Here is a 19562-nt window from a genome sequence, read left to right as displayed (position 1 = left end):
ATGACGCAGCCGTTGAACTCGTCCCGGCGCCCGCCACTGAAGTTGGCGGGCGTGATCTTCCTGCTGCTGGCCCTGGTGCTGGTGACGCTGATCTATCTGCAGTTCCGTGGGGACCTGACGCCCAAGACGCAGCTCACCATGGTCTCCGACCGTGCCGGCCTGGTGATGGACCCCGGCTCCAAGGTGACATACAACGGGGTCGAGATCGGCCGCGTCAGCAAGGTGGCGGCGGTGGACCGCGACGGCAAATCGGTGGCGGAGCTGACCTTGCAGGTCGCCCCGCACTACATTTCGCTGATCCCGGCCAACGTCGACGCCCAGATCAAGGCGAGCACGGTCTTCGGCAACAAGTACGTGGCGTTCACCAGCCCGAAGGATCCGGTCAAGACCAGGATCTCGCCCGCGGACGTGATCACGGCCAGCGGGGTCACCACCGAGTTCAACACCTTGTTCGAGACTCTGACGTCGATCTCGGAGAAGGTGGACCCGGTCAAGCTGAACCTGACCCTGAGCGCGGCCGCCGAGGCGCTCGACGGGCTGGGCACCAAGTTCGGGCAGTCGATCGTCAACGGCAACGCCGTGCTCGACGACATCAACCCGCAGATGCCCCAGATCCGCAGCAACATCCAGCAGCTGTCCAAACTGGCCGACGTCTACACCAAGGCCAGCCCGGACCTGTGGGACTTCCTCGACCACGCGGTCACCACCGCCCGCACGCTCAACGACCAGCAGAAGGATCTCGATGCCGCCCTGTTGGCGTCGACGGGCTTCGGCAACACCGGCGCCGACATCTTCGAACGCGGCGGCCCCTACTACGTGCGCGGCCAGGCCGACCTGATCCCCACCGCCAAACTGCTCGACACCTACAGCCCGCAGTTTTACTGCCAGATCAAGGGTGAGGCCGAGGCGCTGCCGGATGCGCTGGCTGCGTTCGGCGGCAACGGTTACTCCTTGGACACCGTCACCGAATTCCTCGGCGCCCCCAACCCGTACGTCTACCCGGACAACCTGCCCCGGATCAACGGCCGCGGCGGACCCGGCGGCGCACCGGGCTGCTGGCAGAAGATCGACCGGAACTTCTGGCCCGCGCCGCACCTCGTGGTCGACGACGGTGCCTCGCTCGCGCCGTACAACCACTTCGAGCTCGGCCAGCCGATCCTCACCGAGTACGTGTGGGGCCGCCAAGTCGGGGAGAACACGATCAACCCATGAAAATCACCGGCACCGCAGTCAAACTCGGAGCATTCTCGCTGGTGCTCCTGCTCTTCACCGCGATCATCGTCATCGTGTTCGGGCAGTTCCGTTTCGATCGGACGACCGCCTACACGGCCGAGTTCAGCAATGCCAGCGGTCTGCGCGACGGCCAGTTCGTCCGTGCCGGTGGCGTGGAGGTCGGCAAGGTCTCCAACGTCACGCTCGCGGGGAACGGCGACCGCGTGCTGGTGACACTGAACGTGGACCGGACCCTGCCGCTGTACCAGTCGACCACCGCCCAGATCCGCTACCAGGACCTGATCGGCAACCGCTACGTCAACCTCGACCGCGGCACCGGTGAAGGGGCAGATCGGATCCTGCCGGCGGGCGGCTTCATCCCGATGTCGCGCACCCAGCCGGCCCTGGACCTCGACGCGCTCATCGGTGGCTTCAAGCCGCTGTTCAAATCGTTGGACCCGCAGAAGGTCAACACCATCGCCTCGTCTCTGGTCACGGTGTTCCAGGGGCAGGGCGGCACCATCAACGACATTCTCGACCAGACGGCCCAGCTCACTTCCGCGCTGGCCGACCGCGACCAGGCGATCGGCGAGGTGATCACCAACCTCAACACCGTCCTGGACACCACGGTCAAGCACGAGAAGGACTTCGACCAGACGGTCAACAACTTCGAGGTCCTGATCACCGGGCTGCGCAACCGCGCCGATCCGCTGGCGCAGTCGACGGCCGACATCAGCAGCGCCGCAGGCACTCTCGGTGACCTGCTGGCCGACGATCGCCCGCAGCTCAAGGACACGATCGCCAAGCTCGAGACCATCCAGCAACCGCTGGCCGACGGCCAGGACCGCCTTGACGATCTGCTGACCAGGTTGCCGCAGGCCGTCAAGATGATCGGTCGCGCCGGCGGCATCTACGGCGACTTCTTCAACTTCTACCTGTGCGACATCAACCTGAAGCTCAACGGCCTGCAGCCCGGTGGCCCGGTCCGCACCGTGAAGATCACTCAGCAGCCCACGGGTAGGTGCACGCCGCAATGAGGACGCTAGAGACTCCCAACCGGATCAAGAACGGCCTGGCCGGCATCTTGATCGTGCTGCTGGTCGTCGCGGTGGGGCAGAGCTTCTCCGGTATTCCGCAGCTGTTCGCCCAGCCCATCTACTACGGCCAGTTCACCGACAGCGCCGGCCTGAACCCCGGTGACAAGGTCCGCATCGCCGGGATGGACGTCGGCACGGTGAAGTCGCTGAAGATCGACGGCGATCACGTGCTGATCGGATTCGACCTGGGCGCCCGGCAGATCGGCACCGAGAGCCGGGTGGCCATCCGCACCGAGACCATCCTGGGCAAGCGGGTGCTCGAGATCGAGCCGCGCGGCGGGAAGAAGCTCGAGGCCAGCGGGGTGCTGCCGGTCGGGCAGACCGCGACGCCCTACCAGATCTACGACGCGGTGTTCGACGTGACCAAGGCCGCGGCCGGGTGGGATATCGACACCGTGAAGCGGTCGCTGAACGTGTTGTCGGAAACCATCGACCAGACCTACCCGCACCTGAGCGCTGCGCTGGACGGGGTGGCCCGGTTCTCCGACACCATCGGCAAGCGTGACGAGCAGTTCAAGCAGTTGCTGGCCAACGCCAACAAGGTGGCCGCCGTGCTGGGCAACCGCAGCGAGCAGATCAACCGGCTGGCGGTCAACGCCCAGACGCTGCTGGCCGCGGTCAACGAGCGCCGCTCCGAGATCGACTATCTGCTGGCCAACGTCTCCCAGGTCTCCGAGCAGTTCGCCGGCTTCATCAACGACAACCCGAACCTGAATCACGTTCTGCAGCAACTGAACACGATCAGCAACGTGCTGGTGAAGCACAAGACGGATCTTGCCGACGTGCTGATCACGGCATCGAAGTTCATGGGCGCGCTGGCCGAGGCCATCGGGTCGGGTCCGTACTTCAAGGTGCTCGTGGTCAACCTGGTGCCCTATCAGATCCTGCAGCCGTGGGTGGACGCCGCGTTCAAGAAGCGCGGTATCGACCCGGAGGAGTTCTGGCGCAACGCGGGCCTGCCGGCCTTCCGGTTCCCCGATCCCAACGGCCAGCGCCAGCCCAACGGTGCTCCGCCGCCGGCCCCGACCCCGCTGGAAGGCACCCCGGACCATCCGGGACCCGCCGTCGGCCCCGGCTCGCCGTGCTCGTACACCCCGCCCCCGGACGGCATTCCGACCAACGCCAACCCGCTGCCGTGTGCCGGGCTGACCCAGGGACCGTTCGGCGGACCGGAGTACCCGAGTGCCGACGTGCCGATCTCGGCGCCCAACCCCGCCGCGGGCTACAGCCCGGGAGTCCCGTCTGCCGCCTTCCCGGGTGAGCTCTCGCCGGCGATCCAGGGCGTACCGGCTCCGCCGCTGGCACCCGGCCCGCCGGGAGCGCGCACCGTGCCGGTCGCCCCGACCCCGGGCCCGGCCACCGACATCCCCGGCTACGCCCCGCCGCCGAACGCGCTCATCGGACCGATCCCGCCGCCGGGCCCGGGCCCGCAGGTGCCGCCCGTCGGTGACCTGGCGCCCGTCGATCAGGGAGGGGGAGCGTAAGTGTCGACAGTCTTCAGTGTCCGTAATTTGGGCCTGCCCAAGATGTCTCGGATGTCGGTCATCGTCGGCACGCTGGTGGTGATCATCGGGTTGGTCGCCGCACTGGTCGGCTATCAGCTCTACAAGAAGCTGACCACCAACACCGTGGTGGCGTACTTCCCCGAGGCGCTGGCGCTGTATCCCGGTGACCGCGTGCAGATCATGGGTGTGCAGGTCGGCAACATCGAGAAGATCGAGCCGGCCGGCGACAAGATGAAGGTCACCTTCAACTACGCCAGCAAGTACAAGGTGCCGGCCAACGCCACCGCGACGATCCTCAACCCGAGCCTGGTCGCGTCCCGGGTGATCCAGCTGGCGCCGCCCTACAGCGGCGGCCCGGTGATGGCGGACAACGCCGTGATCCCGATCGAGCGCACCCAGGTGCCGGTGGAGTGGGACGACCTGCGCAACCAGATCTCCGACATCGTCACCAAACTCGGCCCCACACCCGAGCAACCCAAGGGCCCCTTCGGTGAGGTGCTGGAGTCCTTCGCCAACGGGCTCGAAGGCAAGGGCGAGCAGATCAACACCACCTTCCGCGCGCTGTCCGACGCGGTGACCGCGCTCAACGAGGGGCGCGGGGACTTCTTCGCCGTGCTCAAGAGCCTGGCGTTGTTCGTCAACGCGCTGCACAAGAGCGACCAGCAGCTGGTGGCGCTGAACACCGACCTGGCCACGTTCACCAACTCCTTCACCAACTCCGATCAGGAAGTGGCCAAGGCGGTCAAGGACATCGACACGCTGCTGACCACGGCGCGCAAGTTCGTCAACGACAACGGTTCGGTGTTGAGCAAGGACATCAACAACCTCGCCGACGTGACGAACGCGATCCTGCAGCCGGACGCGCGCAACGGCCTGGAGACGGTGTTGCACGTCTACCCGAACCTGGCCGCCAACCTGCAGAACATCTACCACCCGACTCACGGTGCGCTGGTGGCGATTCCGACCGTCGCGAGCTTCGCCAACCCGCTGCAGTTCATCTGTAGCGCGATCCAGTCGGGCAGCCGGCTCGGCTACCAGGATTCGGCGGAGATGTGCGCGCAGTACCTGGCGCCGATCATGGACGCGATCAAGTTCAACTTCCCGCCGTTCGGTGTGAACCAGTTCTCCACCGCGGAGACGCTGCCCAAGTACGTTGCCTACTCCGAGGAGCGGCTGCGTCCGCCGCCGGGGTACAAGGACACGACGGTGCCGGGCATCTGGTCGCGCGACACGCTGTTCTCCCACGGCAACCACGAGCCGGGCTGGATCGTGGCACCGGGCATGCAGGGCGTCGACGTGCAGGCGTTCACCGCCAACATGCTCACACCCGACTCGCTGGCCGCGCTGATGGGCGGCCCGGACCCGGTGTCGTATCCGCCCGGCGGCCCGCGCGGTGGCGCACCGTCGAACTCCTATGACCAGAACAACCCGCTGCCGCCGCCCTGGTACCCGGGGGCGATACCGCCGCCGCCGCCGGGCCCGGACGTGGTCCCCGGACCGCTGCCGGTCTCGCAGCAGATCGGCGGGGCCCCGGCCCCGGCCGCACCCGCGGCACCGGCGGGCCCGGCGTTGCCCGCTGAGATGGGAGGTGGGCAGTGAGCACGATCCTGAGCACCACCCGCCGGATTGGCTGGCGCGGTCTGGTTCTGGTGGTCACCGCCCTGGTGCTGACGTCCTGCGGCTGGCGCGGTATCGCCAACGTGCCGATGCCCGGTGGCCCGGGCACCGGCAGGGACAAGATGACGGTCTACGTCCAGATGCCGGATACGTTGGCGCTCAACGTCAACAGCCGGGTTCGGGTGGCCGATGTGTTCGTCGGTTCGGTGCGCGCCATCGAGCTGAAGAACTGGATCCCCACCCTGACGCTGGATCTGGAGCCCGGAGTCAAGCTGCCCGCCAACGCGATTGCGCGGATCGGTCAGACCAGCCTGCTGGGTACCCAGCACGTCGAGCTGGATCCGCCGCCGAACCCGTCGTCCGAGCCGCTGCGCAGCGGAGCGACGATCCCGCTGAAGAACTCGCAGTCCTTCCCGACCACCGAACGCACCCTGGCCAGCATCGCCACCGTGCTGCGCGGTGGCGGCATCCCGAACCTGGAGATCATCCAGACCGAGGTCGCCAACATCCTGGACGGCAACGCCGAGCAGATCCGTGACTTCCTGGCCAAGCTGGACACCTTCACCGACCAGCTCAACCAGCAGCGCGACGACCTGACCCGGGCCATCGACAAGACCAACGAACTGGTGTCGATCGCGGCCGCCCGCAACGCGACCCTGGACCGGGTGCTCACCGAATTCCCGCCGCTGATCAAGTACTTCGCGGACGCCAGGGATCGGTTCACCGGTGCCGTGGAGGCGCTGGGCCGGTTCAGCCGGATCACCGACCAGACGCTGTCGCAGTCGCGGGCCGACTTCGACACCAACCTGGCGCTGCTGCAGCGGCCGCTCAAGCAGCTCGGCCGTGCGGCGCCGTACCTGATCGACTCGCTGAAGCTGGTCATCACGGCTCCGTACCCGATCGACAACATCCCCAAGGTGATCCGTGGTGACTACATCAACACCTCGGCCACCTTCGACCTGACGCTCAGTGCGATCGACAACGCGTTCCTCACCGGTACCGGTGTCTCCGGAATGCTGCGTGCGCTCGAGCAGGCCTGGGGTCGCGATCCGCAGACGATGATCCCGGATGTCAGGTTCACGCCTCACCCGAACATGACCGACGGTGGACCGTATGTCGAGCGCGGCGAATAAGGGGTGACGAGTAGATGTTGACGCGCTTCATCAAGACCCAGCTCGTCGTGTTCGGTGTGCTGACCGTGGTAGCCCTGCTGGTGCTGGGCTGGTACTTCCTGCGCCTGCCCACGCTGGCCGGGGTCGGACAGTACGAGCTCAAGGCGGACCTGCCGTCGTCGGGCGGCCTGTATGCCACGGCCAACGTCACCTATCGCGGCGTCACGATCGGGCGCGTCACCGACGTGCAGCCGACCGAGACCGGTGTCCGGGCCACCATGAGCATCAGTGACAAGTACAAGATCCCGCTCGACGCGACCGCCAATGTGCATTCGGTGTCCGCGGTCGGCGAGCAGTACCTGGACCTGGTGTCCGACGGCAACCCCGGTCAGTACTTCGCCAGCGGGCAGACCATCACGAAGTCGACGGTGCCGGAGGAGATCGGCCCGGCACTGGATGCCGCCAACCGGGGACTGGCGGCCCTGCCCGCCGACAAGATCCCGGTGTTGTTGAACGAAACCGCCCTGGCGGTGGGCGGTTTGGGCCCGTCGCTGCAGCGTCTGGTCGACGGGACCCAGGCGATCGTGGGTGATTTCAAGACCAACATCCAAGACGTCAACGACATCATCGCGAACTCGCCCGCCATCGTGGACAGTCAGGTCAATTCCTCGAATGCGATCCAGCAGTGGGCGGCGAACCTGAACAGCATCGCGTCGCAGACCGCTGCGCAGGATCAGGCCCTGCGCAGCGGGCTGAGCCAGGCCGCGCCGACGGCCGACGCGGTCAACGCGGTGTTCAGCGATGTGCGTGAGGCGCTGCCGCAGACTCTGGCGAACCTCGAGATCATCCTGGACATGCTCAAGCGCTACAACAAGGGCGTCGAGCAGTCGTTGGTGCTGTTGCCGCAGGGCGCGTCGGTCGCCCAGTCGGTGTCGGCGCCCTACCCGCGGCAGGCCGCGCTGGACTTCGGTCTGACGATCAACCAGCCGCCGCCGTGCCTGACCGGCTTCTTGCCGGCCAGCCAGTGGCGGGCGCCCGCGGACACCAGGGTGATGCCGGTGGAGAACGGGTTGTACTGCAAGATCCCCAAGGACACCCCGGCCAACGTGGTGCGCGGTGCCCGCAACTTCCCGTGCGCGGACGTGCCCGGCAAGCGGGCGGCGACTCCGATGGAATGCCGCTCCAACGAGCCGTACACCCCGCTGGGCAACAACCCGTGGTACGGCGATCCGAACCAGGTGCTGAACTGCCCGGCGCCGGGCGCTCGATGCGACCAGCCGGTCAACCCCGGTACCGTGATACCGGCACCGTCGATCAACAACGGGATGAACCCGCTGCCGGCCGATCTGCTGCCAGGGCCCACACCGCCGGTCAGTGACGCCCTCAGCCCACCGGGCACCGGCACCGTGCAGTGCAACGGCCAGCAGCCCAACCCCTGCACGTACACCCCGGCCGCAAGCAATACCGCCATCTACAGCCCGCAGAGCGGGGAGTTGGTTGGTCCTGACGGTGTGAAGTACAACGTCAGCAACTCGAGCAGTACAGGAGACGACGGATGGAAGGAGATGCTGGCTCCGGCCGGCTGACCCCCAACCCGCCCACCGACGACGACGAGGCCGAACGAAGTGAGGCTGAGGAGTCGGCGAAAATGATCGCTGACGACGACGAGGCCGAACGAAGTGAGGCGCAGGAGTCGGCGAATCAGGACCCGGTCGACGAAACCGAAGCAGCCCACGGTGAACCGCCGCACGGATCGCGGCTGAGCGGACGCCGGCTTGCCGGCGTGTGCGCGGCGCTGGTGATCGTCAGCCTGCTGGTCGCCACCGGTGGTGTCCTCGCGCTGCGTTCGCACCAGAAGAGCGTGGCGGCCGCGCAGGCCGAGACCGTCGCGCTGGCCGCGGCCAAGGACTGCGTCACCGCCACCCAGGCCCCCGACGCCGCCGCGATGGCCGCCAGCCAGCAGAAGATCATCGAGTGCGCGACCGGCGACTTCGGCGCGCAGGCGACGCTCTACAGCGGGCTGCTGGTCGACGCCTACCAGGCCGCCAAGGTCTCCGTGCAGGTCTCCAACATGCGTGCGGCGGTGGAACGCCACAACGACGACGGTTCGATGGACGTCCTGGTGGCGGTCCGGGTGAAGGTGTCCAACAGCCAGTCGCAGGACCAGGAGCAGGGCTACCGCCTTCGGGTTCGGATGGTGCCCGATGCCGGCACCTACAAGATCGCCAAACTCGACCAGGTGAGCAAGTGACGGTGACCGAGACCGCCGAGACCATGGAGACCACCGAGGCCGTCGCCGTCGAGGTGGGCGACCCAGTCGAGGGTGTTCCGGCCTGGCTGACGGCGACCTGGCCGGCCCGGGCCGGCGCCATCACGGTCGACGTGTTCTTTCCGGCTGCCGTCGTGGTCACCAGCCTGTTGGTGGCACAATCCGCCTCACTGTCGGGCATCGGCTGGCTGCGCTGGGGTGCGGCCGGGCTGGCCGCAGCGGTGTTCTTGGCGATGGCCTTCAACCGGCTGCTGCTGCCGTCGATCACCGGCTGGACCCTGGGACGCTGCCTGGCCGGGATCCGCGTCGTCACCCGGGACGGTGCACCGGTGGGGCCCTGGCGTCTGCTGGTCCGCGACTTGGCACACCTGCTCGACACTGCCGCGCTGTTCCTGGGCTGGCTGTGGCCGCTGTGGGATTCGCGCGGGCGCACCTTCGCCGACCTGATCACCCGCACCGAGGTGCACCGCGTCGAGGGGGCCCGGCCGAACCGGCGCCGGCTGGCCGGTGCGGTGCTCGTGGCGTTGGCCATCGTGGGCGGCGCGGTCACGGCGTTGGGCTATCTACGTGTCTACCGGCCGGAACTCGCCGTAGAGCAGACCCGCCAGCAGCTGGCGGTGCAGGGCCCGACGATCGTGCGGCAGATGCTGAGCTACAACGTCGCCAGCATCGATGCCGACTTCGCCCGGGCGCGCGGTCTGGTCACCGACGGCTATCGGCCGCAGCTGATCGCCCAGCAGGACGCGGTGCGCAAGGCGGGCCCGGTGGACAACGACTACTGGGTGACCAACAGCGCGGTGCTGACCAACACCCGCGATCGGGCGGTGATGCTGCTTCTCATGCAGGGTCAGCGCGGCGAGGTGCCCAACCAACGGCTGATCACCGCCACCGTCCGGGTGGACTTCGAACGATCGGCCGGTGGGGCATGGCAGGTCGCCAACCTCTCGGTGCTGGCCAAGCCGAACCCGGCGGGGGAGGCGAAGTGAGCCCGCGCCGCCGGGTGGAGCCCGACAGCGCGGAGCTGTTCCGGCTGCCCGACCCGCAACCGCGCCGGTGGGTGTTGCCGCTGATCGCCGGCGTGGCGGCGGTGGCGGTGCTCGCCGCACTCACGATCAGCACGCTGCTGTTGGTGAAACGCGAAACCCAGCGCCACGATGCGGTCCGGGACGTGGCCGTGCTGAGCTTCGTGCGCAGCTTCGTCACGCAGTACACGTCCATCGACCCGTTCCACGCCAACGACTACGCCGACCGGGTGCTGGCTCAGGGCACCGGGCAGTTCGCCAAGCTGTACCAGGACAGGATGAACGAGGTCGTCATCCAGGTGGCCCGCGCCGAGCCGACGACGGGCACCGTGCAGGACCTCGGCATCGAACGGTGGAACCGCGACGGCAGCGCCGACGTCGTCGTGGCCGCCACGACCAAGACCCGGATGCCCGACGGCAAGACCGTCGAAAGCGGCAGCCGGTGGGTGGTCACCGCGACCCAAGAAGGAGGTGCAGGAGGTCCGTGGAAGATCAGCAACCTGCTGCAGGTGATCTGACCGACGCTGCACCCGACGAGGTCACCGAGACGGCCGATGCCGTCGAGGCCGAGACCGCGGAGTCGGAACCCGCCGAGCCGCGACGACGAAACTGGTTGAGCCGCAACAAGACAACCTTGGCGGTCGCAATGTCGGCGACACTGTTCGTCGCCGCGGGCGGCTTCGCCGGCGCCACCATGGCGCCGTACCTGATGGATCGCGCGGCCGTCGACACCAAGCTCACGATCGCCCGCACCGCCGCCGAGGCGATCACGACGCTGTGGACCTACACCCCCGACGACATGGACAAGCTCCCGGACCGGTCGGCGAAGTACCTGTCCGGGGACTTCCAGGATCAGTACCGCAAGTACGTCGACGCCATCGTGCCGACCAACAAGCAGGCCAAGGTCACCAACAGCACCGAGGTGGTCGGTGCTGCCGTCGAATCGCTGAACGGCTCAGAGGCCACCGCGATCGTCTACACCAACACCACATCCAAAAGCCCGCTGAGCAAGGACATCCCCTCGACGAAGTACTTGTCCTACCGCGTGCAGCTGACTCGCGACGGCTCGCGCTGGCTGGTCACCAAGATGACCACGGTGACCTCACTGGATCTGACACCCAAACTCTGAGCGATCCATTGGCGATACTGGGCCGATGGCCGTCGCCTCGCCCGTCTCGGAACGCTCCACCGTCGTCGCGCTGCTGCTGCTGACGTTCGCGACCGGTCTGGTCGACGCGATCAGTGTGTTGGCGCTCGGGCACGTGTTCGTGGCCAACATGACCGGCAATGTCGTGTTCCTCGGGTTCTGGTTCGTCCCCCACTCGGGGGTCGACATGACCGCCGCGGTGATCTCGTTCGTCAGCTTCCTGATCGGGACTGTGCTCGGTGGCCGGTTTGCCCGTCACTTCGACAGCGAGGTGCGCGGCTGGCTGACCGCGGCGCTGGGCAGCGAGGTCGTGCTGTTGACCGTGCTGGCAGTGCTCGCCGGCACCGGGGTGGTGAACTACCACGACGACGGCAAGCTGATCCTGATCGCCGGGCTGGCGCTGACCTTCGGATCGCAGAACGCCGCGGCGCGCCAATTCGGTATCCAGGAGCTCAGCACCACGGTGCTCACCTCGACCCTGGTGGGCATCGGTGTCGACAGTCGCCTCGCCGGCGGCAGCGGCGAGCGGGAGAAGTTGCGTTACAGCGTGGTGCTGACGTTGTGCGCCGGGGCCACGGTGGGTGCGACGATCTCCCGCTTCATGGTCGCGCCGGTGATCGGCCTGGCCGCCGTCGCGGTGGCCGCCAGCCTGGCGGTCTTCCGCTACGGGCCCAAACCGGTGGCTGGCTAACTAGACTCGGGCGAATGCCTACTGTCCTGGTAACCGGCGCGGCCCGGGGTATCGGCAGGTCGATCGTGACCAACCTGGCGGCCGCGGGTTGGGATGTCATCGGCGGAGTACGCAGCGCGGCCGACGCCGAGGCGCTGGCGGCGCTGCCGCGGGTCAGTGCGGTCGTCCTCGACGTCACCGACGATGCGCACCTCGCCGCGCTGCCCCAGGCACTGCCGGTCCGTCTGGACGCGGTGGTGAACAACGCCGGCATCGCGGTCAGCGGCCCGTTGGAAGGGCTGACCATCGACGAGATCCGCCGGCAAATGGAGGTCAACGTCATTGGCCAGCTCGCCGTCACCCAGGCGGTGCTACCGCTGCTACGCGAGTCGCAGGGCCGAATCGTCTTCATCTCCAGCGTGAATGGGAAGCTCTCGGCGCCGATGGTGGGTGCCTACAGCGCGTCGAAGTTCGCCCTCGAGGCGGCCGCGGACGCTCTGCGACTCGAGCTTCGCCCGTGGCATATCTCGGTCAGCGTGGTCGAGCCCGCCCAGACCGACACCGACATGTGGCGCAGCGCCGACCAGAGCGTCGCGGACATGGAAGCGGCGATGACGCCGCAACACCGGGCTCTCTACAGCAGGCATATCGCCGGGATGCGGAAGTCGATCCCGATGTCACAGCGCCTGGCCGTGGAGCCGGAGAAGGTGGCCAAGGTGGTGCTCGAGGCGCTCAGCGCGGGTAAGCCGCGGGCCCGCTACCCGGTCGGGGTGACCACCGCGGTGCAGATGACCCTGATGACGAAGCTCCCGACCCGCGTGCGTGACGCGGTTCTGCGCCGGGTGTTCGGCCAACCGTGACGCGGTTTCGGTGCGGAAACGTTCGCAGAGCGACGGTTTGCGCGCCGAAATCGCTAGCGCGCGGGCGTCAGTTGAACCCGAGCCACGCCGGCAGGGCACGTTCGCGAGAATCGCAGAGCACCGCCATGGTGTCGCATGACCCCCTGGGCACGCCGGCGCCCGCCCACATGCCGCCGGTGTCGCGGCGCAGCACGATCGCCGACGATCCGCCGCCGTCGAGCAGGATCGCGGTGTCGCTGCCCAGGCCCCGGAACAGATCCTGGATCTGGTCGGGCGTGTAGCTGCCGCCCTGGAAGATGTACATCTCGTCTTTGTCCCTGGCGTAGGCCAGCGCGGTGCGGGCCGCGCTGGGGCCGGGATCGTTCAACTGTCCGGTGTCGCCAGGAGCCAACAGTTTGAGTCCGCTGACCGCGGCGAACCGGGTACCGCTGTCCAGCAGGCGTTGGATGACCGGGGTGGCGGCGTCGTAGTCGTCGGGGGATTTGGGTGTGACGACGTAGGGCGCGCCCGCGACCGGAAGGATCATCGTGGTCAGCGCCGTCCACACCTCGTCACCGCCGGACAGCGCCTGCTTGCCCGCGTAGGCCAGCGTCCCGGTCACCGCGGCGTTGGCCCGGCCTTGGCCCTGGGTGTTGTCGACGTAGGCGCCCAGTGGCGAGCTGCACCCGGTCGATTTCCACGAACCCGCTTGCTGCCCACGGACATCGAAGAAGTTCGCGTTGACCGCGATGGTTGGTTGGCCGAGCGCCTGCCACGCCTGCAGCGGGGTGTAGGTCTCCGACGCCTGCACCAAGCCTTCGCGGGTGCGGGTGCCCGGCGTGCGCTCGCAGCGCGCCTGATACCCGGTGTGAGTGTCCACCAGCAGCCGCGGGGTCAAGCGCGCCGACGCGGCCTTGATGATCATCAGGTGGCCGCCGTTGGTGAGTTCGTACCAGTTGCCGCTGCCGCTGAGCATCGGCGCGGGGTAGCCGCTTCCGAAGTTGTAGACCAGGTAACTGCCCCGGGTCGTGGCGATGGCCTGCGCCAGTTGGTCGCGGCCGTCGGCGGACGCCACCGGTAGGCCCAGGGTGGCCGCCAACGTCATCCAGCTCACCGCGGCCATGCCGACCGCGCCCAGGCGGCGGAAGGTGGCGGCGACGGTTGGCACAGTTGCCCTTTCGTGACGGCGGGTCCTTTACGGCAGGTACAGCATCATTCTCAGTAACCACACAGTCAACTTTGGTAACAGGTGTGCAGCGGTTCGGCACCGGCGTCGTCACGACCAGGGCGAATGGGTTGCCGCGGCGACAATTTGGTCTGTGTCGGGACGATTATCCGCGTGGCCGGTGGGGAACTACTGCTTGGCGCGGAGCCCGCCGGGGCCCCGCCGGAACACGAGGAGCAGCAATGATCGGAACGATTATCGGAGCGATCGTCGTCGGCCTGATCGTCGGCGCGCTGGCGCGCCTGGTGATGCCCGGTAAGCAGAACATCGGCATCATCATGACGATCCTGCTCGGGGCGGTCGGCTCCTTCCTGGGGACGTGGATCTCCTACCAGGTCGGTTACTCCAACTCCAACGGCGGCTTTGCGATCATTCCCTTCCTGGTCGGCATCGTCGTCGCCGTCGTGCTGATCGGGATCTACGTCGCAATCACCGGACGTAGCAACCGAGTTCACCACTAGCGCGGTCAGCGGCCCGGCGGCGCGAGACGGTACACCGCACCGGCGTAGTCGTCGGTGACGTACACCGCGCCGTCCGGGCCGACCACCGCGGACACCGGGCGCCCCCAGCGCCCGCCGTCCGGTTCCTGAAATCCTCCGACCAAGGTCTGCTGCGGGCCCAAAGTGCCGTCGCGCCAAGCGAAGAACGCGACCTCCGGGGCCCGGGGCGGAGTCCGGTTCCACGATCCGTGCACCCCGACCAGTGCGCCCGAGGCGAACGGCGGGGGAAGTGCACCCTCGGTGAAACTCAACCCCAGCGGTGCGGAATGCGCGCCGAGTGTCTGCTCCACCGGCGCCAGCGCCGAGCAGTCCAGTTGCGACCCGTCGGCATTGGTCTGGACGTCCCGTAAGAATCGCGGAGTCTCGTCGACATCGGGATGGCAATAGGGCCAACCTAATTCGCGTCCCTCGGTGAGCCGGGCGATCGACTCCGGCGGATGATCATTGACGTAGTCGCCGACCGTGCCGTAATCCGGGCCCGGGTGTGGGTTGGCGATCTGATCGCGGTTGTTCACCGCGGTCCACACCGCCCCGTCCGGCGCGATCGCCAGACCGGTGCCATTGCGCACACCGGTGGCGAAGGGAGCCGGTTCGCCACCCCCGGCGGGAATTCGCATGATCGTCGCGCGCGGCGGGTCGGCCCGCCGGTCGGCCGCCGTCACGTTGCCGGTGGAGCCGATGGAGAAGTACACCGCCCCGTCGCGGCCGACGGCAACGCTTTTGAGCGCGTGCGCGTACGCACCGCGCAGGTCGGGGCTGCGGGCATCGGGCAGACCGGCCGCAAGAACCCGGCGGTTGGCGACCGTCCCGTCGGCGTAATCGAACGCACCGATCTCATCGCTTTCGGCCACGTACAACGTGCCGGACGCGAACGCGAGGCCGTGCGGCTGGTCCAGGCCGTCGAGCAGCACCGAGGTCTGCGCCCGTGAACCGCTGGGCACCAGGCGCATGACCTGGCCGGCGCCGGGCACCGAGACGAGCAGGGCGCCGTCGGGTGCCCAGGCGGCCAGCCTGGCCCGCGGCACCCGGGCCCAGACCGCCATGGTCCAGCCCGCCGGTACCAGGGCGCGCCGCGCTGTGTCGAACGGCGCGCCCCGCAGCTCGGCAGGTACCTCGACGGTGACCGGCACCAGGCCGGTGGGCGCCGCCGCCGGCGGGGCGGGCGGCGCGGGCTGGCCGCACGCCGCCGCCAGCGCGACGGCGCCGAGGCAGGCGACCCTAGCCAGCCAACCCGGCATGCATCTCCCAGACCAGGATCTCGGCGGGCTGCGTGGCGGTGACCCGCCGGCCGCCTGCGGCGGTGAATCGGACCGCGTCGCCGTCGTGCAGCCGGCCGGCACCCTCCAGGGTGACCTCGCCGCGCGGCACGAACAGGTGCAGATACGGTGCCTCGGGCAGTTCGACGGTGTCGCCGGGCTGTAATCGCGCACCGTGGAGTGCGGCGTAGCGGTTGCGGATCGCGATCGCGGTCTGATCCTTGTGCTCGGGCATGCCGGAGGCGATCGTCACCAGGCCGCCGCGCAGCAATTCGTCGTCGATCTCGAGCTGCTGGTAGCCGGGATCGATCCCGGATTCGTCGGGGACCACCCACATCTGAACGAAATGAACTGGCTCACTGTGTGTTTGGTCGCCGGTGAGCGTCCAGGAGTCGTTCTTCTCCGAATGCAGGATGCCACGTCCCGCCGACATCCGTTGGGCCAGTCCGGGGTAGATCACGCCGGAGTGGCCGGTGGAGTCCTGGTGTACCAGCGATCCCTGCAGCACCCACGTGACGATCTCCATGTCGCGGTGCGGGTGGGTGTCAAAGCCGGTACCCGGTGACACGATGTCGTCGTTGTTCACCAGGAGCAGGCCGTGGTGGGTGTTCGACGGGTCGTAGTGGTGCCCGAACGAGAACGAGTGCTTGGAATCCAGCCAGTCGATCTTCGTCGCGGCGCGGTCGGCGGCACGTCTGATGTCGACGGTTGCGGCCATGTGATCACCCCTTGGTTCGTTGCCAGCCTAGGTGGCGGGCTGTCTGGCCACAACATTGATGACGTGTCATGTATTCCGCTATCGTGATGCCATGGCGGCACGCTGGTTGACCGGGGACCAACAGCGGATCTGGCGCAATTACCTGGCTCTGGGCAATCGCCTGGAGGCCGCGATGAACCGCCAACTGCATGCGCGCTGCGGATTGTCGCTGGCCGACTACGACGTACTGGTCGCGCTCTCGGAGCGGGGACCGATCCGGGTGCTGGAGCTGGCCGCCGAGCTCGGCTGGGAGCAGAGCCGGGTCTCCCACCAGCTGCGCCGGATGCGAGCCCGCGAGCTGCTCGACCGGCGCGACAGCGAGCACGACCGACGCGGCGCCACGGTCGAGATCAGCGCGGCAGGCCGCGATGCCCTGGCCGCCGCCGCACCCGACCACGTCGCGCTGGTGCGCTCGGTGCTCTTCGACGGAACGCCCCAGAGCCGGCTGCGGGGTTTCGACGAGGTGATCGCCACGGCGCTGGGCCGGCTCGAGGACATTGACAGACAGTGACAGACAGTGACAGCTGAATCGCAGAACCGCCGCCACAGCGGCGCTGTGACGGCGGCTTCTGCTGGGGCCTGACTCAGCCGGCCATGAAGGCGTTGTACGCCGATTCCAGATCGGGCGGCAACACCGTGACATTGCAGGCCTGCTGGGTGTCACCCAGCGGCGCCAGGATCCCGCGCAGTTCGTAGTACTCCCCGGGGTTGGCGGTGAAGTAGCCGCGGACGTTGGCTTCGGCCTGCGGGCGGGGCTGCGTGTAGGCCGCCGTCAGCACCTGGTTGGCGCCGGGATGGGTGGCCAGGTACTGGTGTGCCGACCCGGTCACCGAGCTGACGGTGTTGGCAACGCCCGCGCTGCTGCAGTCCGGTGCCGCCGAGGCCATCGGCGCGACGATCGTCGCCGCTGCCATGCCCCCCGCGATCACACCGGTGCACACGGCCGCAGCCTTCCTACTCGGCGCGATACCGCTGAACTTCATGATCAATCTCTCTTTCGCTGGATTCCCCCGTCCTGAAACCCAAAGTACCCATGAGGTTTTGCAGCAAAACTTCGTGCTACCAACGAGATTCGGACGACGGCGCGGGCGTTACAGCGTCTGCGGTGATTTTCTTCTCAGTTTTGCCACCCGGCTCCGGGGCAGCGTGATCGGTTACTGAGAGTTCTCAGCGCCGTCGCAGTTCCCTTAATTGATCGTGATATTCGTTGTGACGCAATCGTGATACCGGCAAACCCCCACCGCAGCCGCGCTGCGATCAGCCGCCGGACCTGCGTGGACCGGTGCGCGCGAATACCGACCACGCAGAGCGGGTAGAGCACTGGACGAGGCGCACAACCCCGCGCCGACTGTCAACGCATTCAGGGGAGAAACGCTATGACGACCCAAGACACCACGACTCTGCTCGCCCAACTGCGGGCGATCCTCGACCTGACCAACACCGAAATCCAGATCGCCGAGACCAGGGTGGCGCAGGCCCGCACCGACGCGGTGCGCACCGAGCTCACCCAGAACGCCGCCAATGGTCGCGAACGCGCCGAGGCCATCGAAGAAGCCATCCGTGAGCTCGGCGGCTTTCCGGACGTCATCGGCCCGTTCTTCGGCCGGGCGGCCGCGGCCGTCAAGGCCCTGACCGAGCAGGCCCAACCGTTCGACGAGGCCCTGCTGGGCGATCTCGCGTTGGAAGGGCAGCTGCTCGACCGCGCCCGCTACGTCAAGGCGCTGGCCGTCGCCGCGCACCAGCCCGAGGTGGAAGCCCTGGCGAATCGGCTGATCATCGCGCACTCTGCGACGGTCGACTGGCTGACCACGGTGCTGGCCGAGGACGCACTCGGTGGCCCGGCGGCGCTGCGCCGCACGCCGCTGCAGATCCTCACCGGTCTCACCGTGCGGATGGCCAACTGGCCGGTGATCTCCTCGGTCCGCGGCATCGACCGCGCGCTGGACGCGCTGCGCAACACCCGCCCGGTGGTGGATCAGCTGGTGACCCGCGGTGCCCATGCCGGTGAGGTCGCGGTCAAGGCCGCCACCGCATCGCGCGACGCCGCGCTGGAGACCGCCGAGCGGGTGGCCCGCCGCGAAGGCGCCGACGGCGCCGCCGACGCGCTGCACGCCATGCGGTCCGCGACCGGTGTGCTCGCCCCCGAGGAATTGCCGATCGCCGGCTACGACGATCTCAACCTGACCGACGCGGTCGCCGCGGTCAAGGAGCTCGACGACCCGGCCGATCTGCGCGCGGTGGTCGCCTATGAAGAGCAGCACAAGAACCGTCAGCGGCTGGTCTCGGCCGCCCAGACACGGGTGGCCGCGATCGCCCAGGAGATCGTCGGAATCGACTGACCGCGCAGACGCCGCATGCCGTCCCCGATGATGGTGGGGTGACCGAACAACGCAACCACAAGGTCGCCATCATCGGGGTCGGTAGCGTCGGCACCGCGATCGCGTACGCCTGCCTGATCCGCGGATCGGCAGGCGCGCTCGCGCTCTACGACACCAACGCCAAGAAGGTGCGGGCCGAGGTCCTCGACCTCAACCACGGCAGCCAGTTCGTCCCGCACTGCACGGTGACGGGTTCCGAGCAGATCGACATCACCGCCGGCTCGGCGATCATCGTGGTCACCGCCGGAGCCAAACAGCATCCCGGTCAAAGCCGGCTCGAGCTGGCCGCCACGAATGTCGCGATGGCGCAACGACTTACCCCGCAACTGCTCGAGCTCTCGCCGCACGCGGTGGTCATCTTCGTCACCAACCCCGTCGACGTGGTCACCTACGCCGCCGCCCAATCCGTCGACGTGCCATCCGGCCGGATCTTCGGGTCCGGGACGGTGCTGGACAGCAGCCGGTTCCGGTTCCTCGTCGCCCAGCGGGCCGGGGTGGCCGTGGGCAACGTGCACGGATTCATCGTCGGCGAGCACGGCGATTCGGAGATTTCGCTGTGGTCGAGTGTGTCCATCGGCGGTGTGCCGGCCGACCAGTTCCGCATCGACGGGTCGGCGGCGTTCGACGAGGCGGCCCGCGCGGCGATCTCGGCGGAGGTGGTCAATGCCGCCTACGCCATCATCGACGGCAAGGGCGCTACGAATCTGGCCATCGGGTTGTCCACCGCGCGGATCATCGAAGCGGTGCTCGGCGACCAGCACCGCGTGCTGCCCGTGTCGACCGTCCAGCACGGCGCGTACGAAATCTCCGATGTGGCACTGTCATTGCCGACCGTCGTATCGGCGGGCGGCGCCGGTGAGGTGCTGCAGGTGCCGCTCGCGGTGCCCGAACTCCTCGGGCTGCAGGCGTCGGCCGGTACGTTGCGCGGCGCCCAGGACGCGCTCGGCCTCTAGCGG

The 19562-nt window shown here is 68.0% G+C and carries 21 protein-coding genes; 17 read left to right on the top strand and 4 right to left on the bottom strand.

All coding sequences use genetic code 11. From position 1 onward, the window contains the following. From MSZK_RS28435 to MSZK_RS28380, 12 genes are read left to right on the top strand one after another with little or no spacing between them, the layout of a single operon-like run. Window positions 1-1212, top strand: a complete 1212-nt coding sequence (locus MSZK_RS28435) for an MCE family protein (RefSeq protein WP_099251864.1) — start codon at window positions 1-3, stop codon at window positions 1210-1212. Beyond that, entirely contained in the window at window positions 1209-2249 is a 1041-nt protein-coding gene (locus MSZK_RS28430) for a virulence factor Mce family protein (RefSeq protein ID WP_099251863.1), read from the top strand. Before MSZK_RS28435 ends, MSZK_RS28430 begins: the two co-directional genes overlap by 4 nt. Next, window positions 2246-3793: a virulence factor Mce family protein gene (locus MSZK_RS28425; protein WP_099251902.1), complete on the top strand. Its 1548-nt coding sequence runs from the start codon at window positions 2246-2248 to the stop codon at window positions 3791-3793. The genes MSZK_RS28430 and MSZK_RS28425 overlap by 4 nt, the downstream gene beginning before the upstream one ends. Beyond that, window positions 3794-5413, top strand: a complete 1620-nt coding sequence (locus MSZK_RS28420; RefSeq protein ID WP_099251862.1) for a virulence factor Mce family protein — start codon at window positions 3794-3796, stop codon at window positions 5411-5413. It begins immediately after the preceding gene. Continuing rightward, on the top strand, window positions 5410-6564 hold the full coding sequence (locus MSZK_RS28415; protein WP_099251861.1) for a virulence factor Mce family protein: 1155 nt from the start codon (window positions 5410-5412) through the stop codon (window positions 6562-6564). Before MSZK_RS28420 ends, MSZK_RS28415 begins: the two co-directional genes overlap by 4 nt. 14 nt (window positions 6565-6578) lie before the next feature. Further along, window positions 6579-8129 carry an MCE family protein gene (locus tag MSZK_RS28410; RefSeq protein ID WP_099251860.1) on the top strand — a complete coding sequence of 517 codons (1551 nt, stop codon included), beginning with the start codon at window positions 6579-6581 and terminating at the stop codon, window positions 8127-8129. Further along, entirely contained in the window at window positions 8099-8794 is a 696-nt protein-coding gene (locus tag MSZK_RS28405) for an Mce protein (protein WP_099251859.1), read from the top strand. The genes MSZK_RS28410 and MSZK_RS28405 overlap by 31 nt, the downstream gene beginning before the upstream one ends. Before the next feature lie 23 nt (window positions 8795-8817). Continuing rightward, on the top strand, window positions 8818-9798 hold the full coding sequence (locus MSZK_RS28400) for an RDD family protein (RefSeq protein ID WP_099251901.1): 981 nt from the start codon (window positions 8818-8820) through the stop codon (window positions 9796-9798). Beyond that, complete coding sequence (locus MSZK_RS28395) at window positions 9795-10352, top strand: mammalian cell entry protein (RefSeq protein WP_099251858.1); 558 nt, start codon at window positions 9795-9797, stop codon at window positions 10350-10352. The genes MSZK_RS28400 and MSZK_RS28395 overlap by 4 nt, the downstream gene beginning before the upstream one ends. Further along, a complete protein-coding gene (locus MSZK_RS28390; protein ID WP_099251857.1) occupies window positions 10319-10963 on the top strand; it encodes an Mce protein in 645 nt (214 codons plus the stop codon). The genes MSZK_RS28395 and MSZK_RS28390 overlap by 34 nt, the downstream gene beginning before the upstream one ends. Window positions 10964-10988: 25 nt before the next feature. After that, window positions 10989-11672 carry a YoaK family protein gene (locus MSZK_RS28385; protein ID WP_099251856.1) on the top strand — a complete coding sequence of 228 codons (684 nt, stop codon included), beginning with the start codon at window positions 10989-10991 and terminating at the stop codon, window positions 11670-11672. A 14-nt stretch (window positions 11673-11686) separates the two neighbouring features. After that, on the top strand, window positions 11687-12511 hold the full coding sequence (locus tag MSZK_RS28380) for an SDR family NAD(P)-dependent oxidoreductase (protein WP_099251855.1): 825 nt from the start codon (window positions 11687-11689) through the stop codon (window positions 12509-12511). Between the two features lie 67 nt (window positions 12512-12578). Here the strand turns inward: MSZK_RS28380 and MSZK_RS28375 are convergent, their stop codons facing one another. Continuing rightward, window positions 12579-13658, bottom strand: coding sequence for a phosphodiester glycosidase family protein (locus MSZK_RS28375; protein ID WP_099251854.1), 1080 nt, complete (start codon window positions 13656-13658; stop codon window positions 12579-12581). Window positions 13659-13897: 239 nt separating this feature from the next. Here MSZK_RS28375 and MSZK_RS28370 point away from each other — a divergent pair, with 239 nt between their 5' ends. Continuing rightward, window positions 13898-14176 carry a GlsB/YeaQ/YmgE family stress response membrane protein gene (locus MSZK_RS28370; protein WP_099251853.1) on the top strand — a complete coding sequence of 93 codons (279 nt, stop codon included), beginning with the start codon at window positions 13898-13900 and terminating at the stop codon, window positions 14174-14176. Window positions 14177-14181: 5 nt separating this feature from the next. Here MSZK_RS28370 and MSZK_RS28365 read toward each other — a convergent pair whose 3' ends face one another. Further along, window positions 14182-15453 carry a sorbosone dehydrogenase family protein gene (locus MSZK_RS28365; RefSeq protein WP_099251852.1) on the bottom strand — a complete coding sequence of 424 codons (1272 nt, stop codon included), beginning with the start codon at window positions 15451-15453 and terminating at the stop codon, window positions 14182-14184. Then, window positions 15434-16189: a pirin-like bicupin family protein gene (locus MSZK_RS28360; protein ID WP_099251851.1), complete on the bottom strand. Its 756-nt coding sequence runs from the start codon at window positions 16187-16189 to the stop codon at window positions 15434-15436. The genes MSZK_RS28365 and MSZK_RS28360 overlap by 20 nt, the downstream gene beginning before the upstream one ends. A gap of 91 nt (window positions 16190-16280) precedes the next feature. On the opposite strand from MSZK_RS28360, the gene MSZK_RS28355 reads away from it, so the two are divergent. After that, window positions 16281-16739 (top strand): MarR family winged helix-turn-helix transcriptional regulator, encoded by a 459-nt coding sequence (locus MSZK_RS28355; RefSeq protein ID WP_099251850.1) that lies wholly within the window; start codon window positions 16281-16283, stop codon window positions 16737-16739. A 73-nt stretch (window positions 16740-16812) separates the two neighbouring features. On the opposite strand, the gene MSZK_RS28350 is transcribed toward MSZK_RS28355, so the two are convergent. Then, window positions 16813-17157 carry a heme-binding protein gene (locus MSZK_RS28350; RefSeq protein WP_371411404.1) on the bottom strand — a complete coding sequence of 115 codons (345 nt, stop codon included), beginning with the start codon at window positions 17155-17157 and terminating at the stop codon, window positions 16813-16815. Between MSZK_RS28350 and MSZK_RS33270 the strand changes: the two genes are divergently transcribed. From MSZK_RS33270 to MSZK_RS28340, 3 genes are all read left to right on the top strand, one after another. Continuing rightward, window positions 17069-17389 (top strand): hypothetical protein, encoded by a 321-nt coding sequence (locus MSZK_RS33270; protein ID WP_233211568.1) that lies wholly within the window; start codon window positions 17069-17071, stop codon window positions 17387-17389. The two genes, MSZK_RS28350 and MSZK_RS33270, sit on opposite strands and share 89 nt — an antisense overlap. 215 nt (window positions 17390-17604) lie before the next feature. Next, entirely contained in the window at window positions 17605-18567 is a 963-nt protein-coding gene (locus MSZK_RS28345; RefSeq protein ID WP_099251848.1) for a hypothetical protein, read from the top strand. A 38-nt stretch (window positions 18568-18605) separates the two neighbouring features. Next, on the top strand, window positions 18606-19559 hold the full coding sequence (locus MSZK_RS28340; RefSeq protein ID WP_099251847.1) for an L-lactate dehydrogenase: 954 nt from the start codon (window positions 18606-18608) through the stop codon (window positions 19557-19559). The last annotated feature ends 3 nt before the right edge of the window (window positions 19560-19562 follow it).

The sequence above is a fragment of the Mycobacterium sp. shizuoka-1 genome, assembly GCF_002723835.1.
Lineage (GTDB): Bacteria > Actinomycetota > Actinomycetes > Mycobacteriales > Mycobacteriaceae > Mycobacterium.
The sequence above is the reverse complement of the archived record's forward strand: the minus strand, read 5'-3'. Positions and strand labels throughout refer to the sequence as shown.

Coding starts and splice junctions, on each gene's coding strand:
- MSZK_RS28365 (WP_099251852.1), bottom strand. CDS start 15,453: ATGCCGGGTTGGCTGGCTAGGGTCGCCTGCCTCGGCGCCGTCGCGCTG.
- MSZK_RS28405 (WP_099251859.1), top strand. CDS start 8,099: ATGGAAGGAGATGCTGGCTCCGGCCGGCTGACCCCCAACCCGCCCACC.
- MSZK_RS28355 (WP_099251850.1), top strand. CDS start 16,281: ATGGCGGCACGCTGGTTGACCGGGGACCAACAGCGGATCTGGCGCAAT.
- MSZK_RS28425 (WP_099251902.1), top strand. CDS start 2,246: ATGAGGACGCTAGAGACTCCCAACCGGATCAAGAACGGCCTGGCCGGC.
- MSZK_RS28410 (WP_099251860.1), top strand. CDS start 6,579: ATGTTGACGCGCTTCATCAAGACCCAGCTCGTCGTGTTCGGTGTGCTG.
- MSZK_RS28360 (WP_099251851.1), bottom strand. CDS start 16,189: ATGGCCGCAACCGTCGACATCAGACGTGCCGCCGACCGCGCCGCGACG.
- MSZK_RS28380 (WP_099251855.1), top strand. CDS start 11,687: ATGCCTACTGTCCTGGTAACCGGCGCGGCCCGGGGTATCGGCAGGTCG.
- MSZK_RS28400 (WP_099251901.1), top strand. CDS start 8,818: ATGGAGACCACCGAGGCCGTCGCCGTCGAGGTGGGCGACCCAGTCGAG.
- MSZK_RS28430 (WP_099251863.1), top strand. CDS start 1,209: ATGAAAATCACCGGCACCGCAGTCAAACTCGGAGCATTCTCGCTGGTG.
- MSZK_RS28345 (WP_099251848.1), top strand. CDS start 17,605: ATGACGACCCAAGACACCACGACTCTGCTCGCCCAACTGCGGGCGATC.
- MSZK_RS28435 (WP_099251864.1), top strand. CDS start 1: ATGACGCAGCCGTTGAACTCGTCCCGGCGCCCGCCACTGAAGTTGGCG.
- MSZK_RS28385 (WP_099251856.1), top strand. CDS start 10,989: ATGGCCGTCGCCTCGCCCGTCTCGGAACGCTCCACCGTCGTCGCGCTG.
- MSZK_RS28370 (WP_099251853.1), top strand. CDS start 13,898: ATGATCGGAACGATTATCGGAGCGATCGTCGTCGGCCTGATCGTCGGC.